This window comes from Microcystis sp. M20BS1 (assembly GCF_020245305.1).
Lineage (GTDB): Bacteria > Cyanobacteriota > Cyanobacteriia > Cyanobacteriales > Microcystaceae > Microcystis > Microcystis ichthyoblabe_A.
This window is the reverse complement of the sequence record NZ_JADBUZ010000071.1, coordinates 1-10,969: the sequence shown is the minus strand read 5'-3', so window position 1 is coordinate 10,969 and position 10,969 is coordinate 1. Positions and strand designations below refer to the sequence as shown.

General features: G+C 41.0%; 9 protein-coding genes. 3 read left to right on the top strand and 6 right to left on the bottom strand.

The genetic code is table 11. The features are described 5' to 3' along the window. Positions 1 to 160: 160 nt before the first annotated feature. Positions 161 to 2,923 carry a DNA methyltransferase gene (locus IM507_RS07225; protein WP_287636830.1) on the bottom strand — a complete coding sequence of 921 codons (2,763 nt, stop codon included), beginning with the start codon at positions 2,921 to 2,923 and terminating at the stop codon, positions 161 to 163. 210 nt (positions 2,924 to 3,133) lie between these two features. Here IM507_RS07225 and IM507_RS07220 point away from each other — a divergent pair, with 210 nt between their 5' ends. Further along, positions 3,134 to 3,601 carry a DUF29 domain-containing protein gene (locus IM507_RS07220; protein WP_002735157.1) on the top strand — a complete coding sequence of 156 codons (468 nt, stop codon included), beginning with the start codon at positions 3,134 to 3,136 and terminating at the stop codon, positions 3,599 to 3,601. 389 nt (positions 3,602 to 3,990) lie between these two features. Here the strand turns inward: IM507_RS07220 and IM507_RS07215 are convergent, their stop codons facing one another. The 5 genes from IM507_RS07215 to era form a co-directional block, all read right to left on the bottom strand. After that, positions 3,991 to 4,266, bottom strand: coding sequence for a MoaD/ThiS family protein (locus tag IM507_RS07215; protein WP_002735127.1), 276 nt, complete (start codon positions 4,264 to 4,266; stop codon positions 3,991 to 3,993). A 106-nt stretch (positions 4,267 to 4,372) separates the two neighbouring features. Continuing rightward, on the bottom strand, positions 4,373 to 5,677 hold the full coding sequence (gene thrC / locus IM507_RS07210) for a threonine synthase (protein WP_002750866.1): 1,305 nt from the start codon (positions 5,675 to 5,677) through the stop codon (positions 4,373 to 4,375). A 607-nt stretch (positions 5,678 to 6,284) separates the two neighbouring features. Beyond that, a complete protein-coding gene (rsmD, locus tag IM507_RS07205) occupies positions 6,285 to 6,830 on the bottom strand; it encodes a 16S rRNA (guanine(966)-N(2))-methyltransferase RsmD (RefSeq protein ID WP_002737026.1) in 546 nt (181 codons plus the stop codon). 3 nt (positions 6,831 to 6,833) lie between these two features. Beyond that, positions 6,834 to 7,511, bottom strand: coding sequence for a uracil-DNA glycosylase family protein (locus IM507_RS07200; protein ID WP_002737530.1), 678 nt, complete (start codon positions 7,509 to 7,511; stop codon positions 6,834 to 6,836). Between the two features lie 185 nt (positions 7,512 to 7,696). Further along, positions 7,697 to 8,653 carry a GTPase Era gene (gene era, locus IM507_RS07195; protein WP_123230011.1) on the bottom strand — a complete coding sequence of 319 codons (957 nt, stop codon included), beginning with the start codon at positions 8,651 to 8,653 and terminating at the stop codon, positions 7,697 to 7,699. A 35-nt stretch (positions 8,654 to 8,688) separates the two neighbouring features. Here era and IM507_RS07190 point away from each other — a divergent pair, with 35 nt between their 5' ends. Together IM507_RS07190 and IM507_RS07185 are read left to right on the top strand one after the other, a co-directional pair. After that, complete coding sequence (locus IM507_RS07190) at positions 8,689 to 9,456, top strand: DUF6816 family protein (protein ID WP_287636831.1); 768 nt, start codon at positions 8,689 to 8,691, stop codon at positions 9,454 to 9,456. A gap of 224 nt (positions 9,457 to 9,680) precedes the next feature. Next, positions 9,681 to 10,685: a serine/threonine protein kinase gene (locus tag IM507_RS07185; RefSeq protein WP_287636829.1), complete on the top strand. Its 1,005-nt coding sequence runs from the start codon at positions 9,681 to 9,683 to the stop codon at positions 10,683 to 10,685. Positions 10,686 to 10,969: the final 284 nt, after the last annotated feature.

The following is a 10,969-nucleotide window of genomic DNA, read 5'->3' as shown; positions in this document are numbered from 1 at the left end:
GTGTGGGGTGTGGGGTGTGGGGTGTGGGGTGTGGGGTGTGGGGTGTGGGGTGTGGGGTGTGGGGTGTGGGGTGTGGGGTGTGGGGTGTGGGGTGTGGGGAAATGGGGAGAATAAATAAAAATAATCTCCTGTCTCGGAGTCTCGGAGTCTCCTGTCTTCGTTATTGAGGATTTTTTCTTTTTGCGGGTTTTTGTTTGCTAGTAGGGAGTAGGGGAGCGGTTAATTTTTCGTAGAGTTCAAAGAGGTATTCAATACGGTTTAATTCACTGGTAAAGGGTTGGGGACGATAACACAAATCAACGGCTTTGTCAAGTTTTTGGTGAGCTTTGAGCAAGTCCGGAGGCATGGTTAAAGGATCGTATAAATCCGCAAGGCTACTATCGGGATATTTTACCCTAGTATCCAGCACAGCTTGAGCGCAAGTTTCGACGGTTTGTTTTTGTTTGTCGGTGATATTTTCTGGAAAGGGGTAGTTATTATAAATAATATCTTTTGAGTAACGATAATCACTTTTTAATCTGCCACACACATATTTAACCCATGCCATGTGCATTTCTGAAGTTAAAATACCAAATAAATATAGATTGGCATTAGGAATTAATAAAACTTGATCATTACCAATCACATTTTTATTCATAAAACCTATCGGAATATATTTTCTTCTTTCAGATGAGACACGGGGAACAAGTAAATAATTAGTATCAGGTTGTGCTATTTGACAGAATAGAGTAGGTGTCGCCGCAAATTTACGAGTAGCAGCAGCTTTACTTTTTAATCTAAAATTTTTAACCCTATCTACTCTTTTGATGACTTCTGGTAATGTCTTTAATTCCCTGGGAGAAATATCAACTAACCATAGACAATAGCGACTATAACCATTAATAAATTCTTGCGCTCCTGTATAAGGTTTAATCCATTTTTCTGCCTTCGGCTCTAATTTTAAAAATTCCTCTTTTTCTGGTTCTGTAAAAATAAAATTACCACCATCTCTTGGCATACTACCAAAACGCATTAATGGAACATTAGATAAGGGAAAACTTCGGTTATTAATAATGATGTCACTTCCATCAACCAAATAAGGATTAATATTATTCGACTGAACAACTAATGATTCACCTTGAATATCTTCATAATCAAATAGGATTTTAGTTGTTATATTAAAACTTCCAAAGCCAATAATAACACAATGAACTGCAGCGTTTCCTTTTGCTTCATTACTCCATTTAAAAGTACGATGGGCAAAATGAATTTTTAAATGATATTTTTGAAAAAGAATATTCCAAAGTAAGGCAACTTGCTCCCCTTGAGATATAGAATTTGTGGAAACAAAAGCAACCCTGATTCTATTGCCCTGAATTATTTGAGCAGCCTTGATATACCATGCACACACATAATCTAAAACGCCTATTCCTTTCTCACCGTCGAAAACATAAGCCATATCATTCCTTTGCTGTTCGTTCATAATCATCGCACCAACAAAAGGAGGATTTCCTAAAATAAAATTGAGATTCTCTTTTGATATAACTTCCTCCCAATCAATCCGCAAGGCATTTCCATGAACAATCTTTGCCGCTTTTTTCAATGGCAAACGCACAAAATATTGACCAAAAGTATTACTAACTTTAATATTCATCTGATGATCAATTAACCACATTGCCACTTCTGCCACCCTCACCGCAAACTCATCGTATTCAATACCAGCAAACTGATTGACATCTACCTGAATAATGGTACTAATATCTGTTACTAACTGCCCCGTTTTATCTAATTTATCTAACTCCTGTAATACCAAAATCTCTAAATCTCGTAACTCCCGATAGGTAATAATTAAAAAGTTGCCGCAACCACAGGCAGGATCAAGAAAATATAAATTAGCAATCTTTTTCTGAAATTCTAGTAATTTATTGCGATTGCCTTTAATCTTCTCAAATTCCCTGTGTAAATCATCTAAAAATAACGGTTTAATCACCTTTTGAATATTTTTCTCGGAGGTATAATGCGCCCCTAAATTGCGTCGCTCTTTTGGATTCATTACCGCTTGAAACATAGAGCCAAAAATAGCAGGGGAAATTTTTCCCCAATCAAAAGCACAAGCTTCTAATAACATGACTCGCATCTTGCTATCAAAAGCCGCTAAAGGTAAAGACTCCTCAAATAACTTGCCATTTATGTAGGGAAATTGAGTTAAATTCTCATCGAGATTTTTTAATCTTTTGTCTTCTGGTGTATTCAAAACCTGAAAAATATAAGCGATGTGCATCGCCAAATCACTGCCATCTTCTTTGGTATGTAAATCGATATATTCCCAGAAAATCCCCTTATTAAAAATACCCGTGTCATCGGCAAATAAACAAAATAATAAACGCACTAGATAAACTTCTAAATCATGCCCCATATAACCAATTTCTTTGAGGCAATCATGAAGTTTTCCCATTAACTCGGCTGCTTGAATATTGACGGGATCTTCGTCTTTATAAACTCGCTTTTCGTAACCAGCAATAAAATCAAATAAATGAACGTTATCAACAAAATTACTTAATTCAAATTCCCATTGATTGCCCGAATCTAAATCATATAATTTAAACCGTTGAAAATCCGAGACTAAAATATAACGCGGTAACTCATGTTCCTTTAAATTGGGAAAATAATCCTTAGCTTGTTGTGTGGCTTTTTCTAAATCTTTCCCCTTTGATTTATGCTCAACTAAAATCGTTCCTTTCCAGAGTAAATCAATAAAACCCTGCTTATTATCGGCTTTTTTTATCGGTTGCTCAAAACTGGCTACCCTACGCCGTGAAATGCCAAAGACATGAAAAAACTCATTCCAAAAAGATTGAGATTCTGCTTTTTCTGAAGTCTCTCCTTCCCACTCTTTTTGAAAAGCGATGGCGCGATTTTTAATTTCATTCCAACTTAAAGGCATAGTTTTAACTCCTTATCTTTCGCCGGTTTGCTCAAAGATAGTAGAAAATGGTGTAGGGAGCCAGATGCAGTCAGCAAGGGATACAGATAGTTTCCATTTTAGGTGATTTTTTGGTAAACTACAAGGGAAGCTAGAAATTAGTAACGCCTTGAGAATTGTAGCCGCTTAGTTATCAGTGCAGTTATTGACTCGAAGGAACAACTTATCGCTATGTCGAAAACTCTCTACGAACAAGATTTTCAATTGTGGCTCGCAACAACAATTAGCCACCTACAGAAGCGGGAATTTGCTGCGCTGGATACTGATAACTTAATTGAGGAGTTAACCGAGTTGGGAAAATCGGAAAAAAGAACTTTAGAAAGTAATTTGATGATTCTTTTAGCTCATTTGCTCAAATTAAAAGTACAGCAGGACGCACCGCCATCAATGAAGGATAGCTGGTATTGTTCTATTATTGAGCATCGCCAGCGAATTGAGAAAAACTTACGCGATACTCCTTCCCTGAAATCCTATCTAGAAACTGCTATTCGAGAAGCTTATCCAGATGCTCGTCAAGTGGCAATTAAGGAAGGGAAACTTGCTCAATTTGGTGTTCGGATTCCCCCAGAAAATGATTATCCTCAAATTTGTCCTTTCTTGCCAGAGCAAATCTTAGATGAGAACTTCTATGGCAATTGACCAAATGTGTCTCAGCTTATAATAATATGAACAACCACAAAGGCACAAAGGACACAAAGATTAGGTTTTTCTGGCAACCCTAACTAGGGTTTGCTGAATAAGTAGGGGCGAAGCATTCGGATAGAAAATCTACCTTTTCACCGATAGGTTATTGTCCGAATGCTTCGCCCCTACAGGACGCGGACCGATGAAGACGCAAGGTTTTGAACGACGATTCTCTCAAAATCTTGCACCTGTGGGAGCGAGAAAAGCCCCAAAACCTTTACTTTGCCTACATTTCAAATTTATTCAGCAAACCCTAACTAAAACTTACCTGAACAAAAGCCCCCAGAAAACATCACTTTCTAGGGGTTTAATTACAATTGACGGAAAACAAACTTATGGGGAGGTTAACCTCCAGCCACCGCAGGAACGATACTGACTTCATCGCCATCTTTTAAGGGAGTTTTTGTCCCATCGAGGAAGCGAATATCTTCACTGTTGACGTAGAAATTTAAAAAGCGCCGGGGTGCGCCCTCTTCATCGCATAAGCGGGCCTTAATACCGGGGAAACTTGCTTCTAAGGATTCGATTAAATCACCGACACTACTAGCACTACACTCGATGGTAGCCTTATTTTCTGTAAATTTTTGCAGGGGAGTAGGAATGAGAACTTTTACGGCCATAGATATCAAGGAAAAAGTGGAAAGGACAGTAAGCTGCGCGCAAATTTAAATTGCTTGTGGAGATGAGGCAAGGGGATAATCGTCCCATCATCCCCGAACATCAATTCTAGACGAGAACCTGTTGCCATTCGAGGCGTTCGAGGGTGCGGGAACGTTCCAGGGCCCGTTCAAAGCTTTCTAATTTCGGTTCGATTAACAGGGGTTCACCGATATAACCCTGTACCGCTTCTTGGGTTTTTAGACCATTACCAGTGATATAAACAACTGTGGTTTCTTCAGGGTCGATTTTACCCGCTTCTACTAATTTTTTCAAGACGGCGATGGTTGTACCGCCTGCGGTTTCCGTGAAAATGCCCTCCGTTTCTGCCAAAAGTTTAATACCTTCGATAATTTCGGCATCGGTGACGGATTCAATATTACCGCCGGTTTTACGGGCAATATCAAGGGCATAAACACCATCGGCGGGATTACCAATAGCGATCGATTTGGCGATAGTATTGGGTTTAACTGGGGCGACAAAATCCCGTCCTTCCTTGAAAGCTTGGGCAATGGGGGAACAACCCTCCGCTTGAGCGCCACTAAAACGCACTGCTTTATCTGCCACCAAACCGACTTTGACGAATTCTTGGAAGCCTTTATAAATCTTGGTAAAGAGGGAACCACTGGCTAAAGGTGCGACAATATGGTCGGGGAGTTTCCAGCCTAATTGTTCAGCTACTTCAAAGCCTAAAGTTTTGGAACCTTCGGAATAGTAGGGACGCAGATTGATGTTGACAAAACCCCAACCGTAGGTATTGCCCACTTCTGAACAGAGACGGTTAACTTGATCGTAGTTGCCTTTAACTGCCATTACCGTGGGATTATAGATTAGGGTGCCAAGAATTTTACCCGCTTCTAAGTCGGAGGGAATGAAAACACAACAGTCTAAACCGGCGTGAGCAGCAATAGCGGCGGTGGAATTGGCGAGATTTCCCGTACTAGCACAGGAAACGGTAGTAAAACCTAATTCTTTGGCCCGGGTAAGGGCGACGGATACCACTCTATCTTTGAAGCTGAGAGTGGGCATATTGACGGCATCATTTTTAATGTAGAGATTTTTTAGACCCAAGCGCCGGGCTAAACGGTGGGATTTAACTAGGGGAGTCATACCCGTACCCACATCGATAGGATTTTCACTTTCCACCGGCAAAAAGGAACGATAGCGCCAGATGGAATTGGGACCTGCTTGAATGCTTTCTCTGGTAACGGTGCGACGGATGAGGTCGTAATCGTAGTCCACTTCTAGGGGGGCAAAGGTTTCTTCGCAGATATTCAGCGCTTTCAGGGGGTAAGAAGTCCCTCCTTCCTTAGAAACCAAGCGGGTAAAGGTGGGGATGAATTTTGAGGTTTTGATGTTTGTCGCTAGGGTCATGATTTTCCTGTCTTGCCGTCAACTGAATCTACACACATCCTATCACCGGCAAAATCTTGGTGTCAAATATACCCGACAAAAATAGTCGGGTATAAATTTATACCAAAAATAGGTGATATTCTGGGGAGCAGCAAGGGTTAAGGGGAGAGAGTTCGGCTGCCGTGTCAGGAAACTTCGGGGTAATTTTAGGTCAAAAAAAGGACTAGGAGAAGGGATTTAGGTTTTTAAGGGAGCTATAGCCTATTTACTGCTAATTTTATCGAAATAAACCCTAATTTTTCTTTAAATAGCTTAAATAGGGGGCGATTAACTGCGGTTGTCAGAAAGTTTCTCGCTTTACTCCGGATGATTGTCAAGAAAAGTGACAAATTATGTGATTTTGTTGAGAAATAATAATTTTTCTAGGCTGCCAAATAAAATTGACCATTTCCGGCAGGAGACTCCGAGTCAGGAGGCAGGAGTCAGGAGATTATTTTTATTTATTCTTCCTTTTCCCCACACCCTACACCCCACACCCCACACCCCACTTCCCCATCACCCCACTTCCCCATCACCCCACACCCCACACCCCACACCCCACACCCTACACCCTCTTTCAAGTCAGTGGTCAGGAGATAACTGCTTTTTGATAAAAAGTTAAGGTAGTATTGCCGTAGCGTTTTTGACGACAAATGGTTAAACCTTCTAGATTAATTGCTGGCCAAGATTTGGGATTATGTTCCACGGCAATTTCCCCCAGAGAATCTAATAAATTAGATTGAGAGATGGCAGTTAGTACCGGTAAATATAACCCGCTTTCGTAGGGAGGGTCAAAATAAATTAAATCAAAACTTTTCCCCGCTAAAGTGGCTAACTTTGTCAGCACATCCCCCCGAATTACTTGGAATTGCTGGGGAGAAGTTGCTAAATTGCGCCAATTTTCCTTGATAATTTCGCCAGCGCGTCCTGATTGTTCAATTCCGATTACTAGACTCGCACCTCGACATAAAGCTTCCGCACCCATGGAACCATTACCCGCACAAAGATCCAACCAACGACAGCCAGATAATTTATGTTGCCAGATATTAAATAAAGCTTCTCGCACCCTTGCTGTCGTCGGACGGGTTAATTGTCCTGCTAGGGTTTTTATGGGACGATTGCCGTAAATTCTCATCGGTTAAAAGGCAAATTCAGTTAATCTTTTTTGTAACAAATCAGGAAAAAGAGCATAGTATCTTTGATTGAGAGGAGAAGGATGGGGGAGAGGCAATAAAGTCACTTTCTTTTGCTGTTTTAATCCATCTTCATCAGTAGCGGTAAGGGTAACTAGGAGTTTTTTTGTAAAGCGTTCTTTATCAAGATAGAATTTATCTACTTCTTTCGGTTTACCGTAGGGTTCAAACCATTTAAAAGCTTCCGTACCAAGGGGAATGATATGATCACCTTGCCAATAAAAAACGAGCAGTTTTTCTATAAATGGACGAAAACGATCTTTCACTTCCCCAGAATAAGCTTTATTACCAGGCGGTTTGTAGGGAACTGTATTAGTTAGGAAAATTCGATCGCACACCGATAATAACTCTTGACGATCATGGGATTTTCTCCCCTGCCAAGCTTGAAAAAATCCCTCTCTTACCATTCTACCGGCAGCCCCGATCAAAGGTTGTCCTGCATACACTTCATCTCGTCCTAAATCCCGGCCAAAAAAGCATAACTGACTAGCAAGATTACCAGCATACAAAACTGGTTCAAGGGGGTCTTTTTTTGCCTCTTGGTAAATCAGGGTATCGATGGGAAAATCCTCTTTTTTTGCCTCTTGGTGTACCTGTTTAATTAGGGTTTTAATATCGGTCATTTCAGTTATCAGTTATCAGTTATCAGTTATCAGTTATCAGATGTGAGTTTTCAGTTATCAGATGTGAGTTTTCAGTTCAGTGATTACTGACCACTGAAAAAAGCTTCTCCCTACACCCTACACCCCACACCCCACACCCCACACCCCACACCCTACACCCCACACCCCACACCCTACAACCCAATTCACTCCTCGGTGCGATAGCCAAATTCTGCTAAAAGTGAGCGAGATTGTCGCCATTTCGGTTCTACCTTCACAAATAATTTTAAATATACCTCCCCAGCGATTAACTTTTGAATAGCCGATCGAGCGGAAGAGCCGATCGCTTTTAACATACTGCCATTTTTACCGATGACGATCCCTTTTTGGGAAGCTCGTTCCACATTGATGGCGGCAAAAACCTTGGTTAAAGCGGGAGTTTCCTCGACGCGTTCAATCACCACCGCCACAGAATGAGGAATTTCCTGACGGGTTTGCAGTAAAATCTGTTCGCGGATTAATTCGCCCATAATAAACCTTTCCGGTTGATCGGTGACTAAATCGGGGGGATAGTAATAGGGACCGACTTCGAGGAAATCAATTAACAGATTTTGTAATTCTTCGATTCCCGTCCCCTCCAGTGCCGAAAACTTGAGCAGAGGCCAGTTATTTTCCGCCGCTAAGGTGCGATAACTATCGTCGATAGGCTCCGGGGCTTCCGGTTGCTGATCGGCTTTATTTAGCCCTAAAATCGTGGGAGTTTGGTTTTTAGTCAGTAAATCGGCAATATAGCGATCGCCATTGCCCAAAAAATTACTACTATCGACAACAAATAAAACTAAATCTACAGAATTTATGGCGTTTTCGGCATTTTTAACTAAAACTTTGCCTAATTCGTGATGGGGTTTGTGAATGCCGGGGGTATCGACAAAAATCATCTGGGAGCGCTCGTCGGTGACAATGCCGCGTAAACGGTTGCGGGTAGTTTGAGCGATGGGGGAAGTAATGGCGATTTTTTGTCCCACTAATTGATTCATCAGGGTGGATTTGCCCACATTAGGACGACCAATAATGCCAATAAAACCGGATTTAAAACCAGTGGGTGCGATGGGAATTACTGCCGAATCGAGATTAAAGGCGTGGGAGTTGATAAAATCGTTCATAATTAAAGAATATTACTTAAAAAATGTTTTTACCCATGCAAAGGATAATTTTGTTCTTGTTAGTATTAATTCTAGGCTGTAGTAACCATTTAGAATTATCTATAGCGGGAAATTTAAGCGATCGCTTAACTAATTATCCTCGCTGGATGACTAAACCAGTGGTTAGTTTTGCCAGTGGAGATTTAGTTTATCCCGATTGGATGGTGGGCAGTTGGACTGTCACCAGTACCCTAATCGATTTAACCGCTCCTCTTTCTCCCCAGATTATCACACCCGGTTTTGAAAGTAATCGTCGTTACCTAGAAAAATCGATCGAGTTTCCGGTGAGATTCATCGAGAAAGCTATTTCCAGACCGATAAATGCTGCCTTTTTATCCACTATTATCAGTAAACCATCAATTGTGGCCGATCGATCCTTTAATGGTTTAGCAATTAGTCGCGCCTATTTAGGTAATCAATCGGTATTATCCGTAAAAACTGACCCTAATAATCCCAATCGTCAGATTACCTTTTTACGCGGCGCTCATCAACTAATTTCCACCGTAATTGCCAGAAATAGCGAAACTCCTAGCCGAAATCAATTTATTGCCACAGAAATCAGTCAACAAATTTTCCGGGGAGAAACCAACACTTATCTTAATGAGGTGGAAACCACCACCGCCTATCAGTTATTATCTGCCGATAAAATTCTAGGCGATCAGGTGACAGCCATTTATCTTTCCCCCCAATCCCCGGATTATTTCCAAGCGCCGAATCGTCCTGTGGCTTTGTATCGTTATCGCTTAGAATTGCTGAAAGATTAATAGAAATCCTGTAAAAATCAAAAATCTTCCCTTAGATGAGGAGACAGGAGGAGAAAAAAGACAAGAGATAATCCTAGCCATAAAACCTAAGATTAGGTCAAATTTATCTAATTGGGTCGCCAGTCGCCGGTCGTTAACACCACATTGGGTTATACTTCTAGGAAAATGACATCGCTATTAAAATAAGTTTAATTAATGTTTGTGAGCAGAGGAGCTAGGAGTTAATGGTTTGGGATCTGGGCAAGAAAATTAAAGATGGCCAGTACAGGATTCAGGAAGTATTGGGTGAAGGAAGATTTGGCATTACCTATCGAGCCAGCGATCGCAATGGTGATTCAGTGGTGATCAAAACGCCGAGGGATGTGGGTTTTAAATTGTGGGAGTCTGAGCGTTTACAGAAACTTTTTTGGCAGGAAGCGAGTAAATTAAAAGGTTGTGATCATCCTCATATCGTGCGAGTTAAAGAGTTATTTTCAGAGGGTAAAGCTAACTGCATGGTTATGGAATATATTGATGGGACGACCTTAGATCGGCGATCAACAAAAATTTTACCAGAAAAAGAAGCCTTACGCTACATTGAGCAGATTGGACAGGCTTTAATGGTGGTACATAGTCGCCGTTTTCTGCATCGAGATATTCGACCAGGTAACATTATGATTCGGACTGGTAAACCAGAAGCGGTCTTAATTGATTTTGGTTTAGCCTTAGATTTTGATGAGGAATTAACCAAAATTCGTACCCAGGAATTAGCCTCAGGTTTTGCGCCTATTGAGTGTTATTTTCTTAATAATAAACGCGGAGCTTTTACCGATATTTATAGTTTAGGAGCCGTGTTATACGAGCTTTTAACGGGTAAAATTCCAGTGAATGCGATGACTAGAAAAGATGCGATGACTCGAAAAATTGATCATCCGCCTTTAATTGAGCCGAAAACCTACAATTCAAAAATCAGCCCTAATATCAACAAAGCCATTCTTTGGGCATTGGAATTAGACGCAGATAAACGTCCTCAGTCAGTGCAAGCATGGTTTAAGGATTTAGGTTTGTCTATTCCCAAAAAAGAACAATTTAAAATATCTCAACCCATTGTTATTAATTGGACATTAGTGTGGGCTGGTGTCGCGGCGATTGCTACTTTATTAACGGCTTTAGGTGTACCAGAATTGATGAAGCAAAAGTTTACACCTCAACCAACTCCGACAGGTTCTCCCCAATCTTCTCCTAAGTAGGTAGGCGTTAAAAATTATCAAATGCCCCCCTTATCAAGGGGGGATCAAGGGGGGATCAAACCCCCCTTATCAAGGGGGGATCAAGGGGGGATCAAACCCCCCTTATCAAGGGGGGATCAAGGGGGGATCAAACCCCCCTTATCAAGCTATCCATTAGTCAGATCTTTCTTAACAAAAAGAGAAGAAACTTAAAAAAAGGGGAAACGATTGATAGGTATAGTTTTGAAAGAAGGAATTAAGGTGGAGGTAAGCAAAAAAATGGAGAAATGGGCAGCCCAAGAATT

Bases quoted from the DNA above. Each gene is read 5' to 3' on its own strand.
- IM507_RS07225 (WP_287636830.1), bottom strand. From the start codon at position 2,923: ATGCCTTTAAGTTGGAATGAAATTAAAAATCGCGCCATCGCTTTTCAA.
- thrC (WP_002750866.1), bottom strand. From the start codon at position 5,677: ATGACCCTAGCGACAAACATCAAAACCTCAAAATTCATCCCCACCTTT.
- IM507_RS07220 (WP_002735157.1), top strand. From the start codon at position 3,134: ATGTCGAAAACTCTCTACGAACAAGATTTTCAATTGTGGCTCGCAACA.
- rsmD (WP_002737026.1), bottom strand. From the start codon at position 6,830: ATGAGAATTTACGGCAATCGTCCCATAAAAACCCTAGCAGGACAATTA.
- IM507_RS07200 (WP_002737530.1), bottom strand. From the start codon at position 7,511: ATGACCGATATTAAAACCCTAATTAAACAGGTACACCAAGAGGCAAAA.
- IM507_RS07215 (WP_002735127.1), bottom strand. From the start codon at position 4,266: ATGGCCGTAAAAGTTCTCATTCCTACTCCCCTGCAAAAATTTACAGAA.
- era (WP_123230011.1), bottom strand. From the start codon at position 8,653: ATGAACGATTTTATCAACTCCCACGCCTTTAATCTCGATTCGGCAGTA.
- IM507_RS07190 (WP_287636831.1), top strand. From the start codon at position 8,689: ATGCAAAGGATAATTTTGTTCTTGTTAGTATTAATTCTAGGCTGTAGT.
- IM507_RS07185 (WP_287636829.1), top strand. From the start codon at position 9,681: ATGGTTTGGGATCTGGGCAAGAAAATTAAAGATGGCCAGTACAGGATT.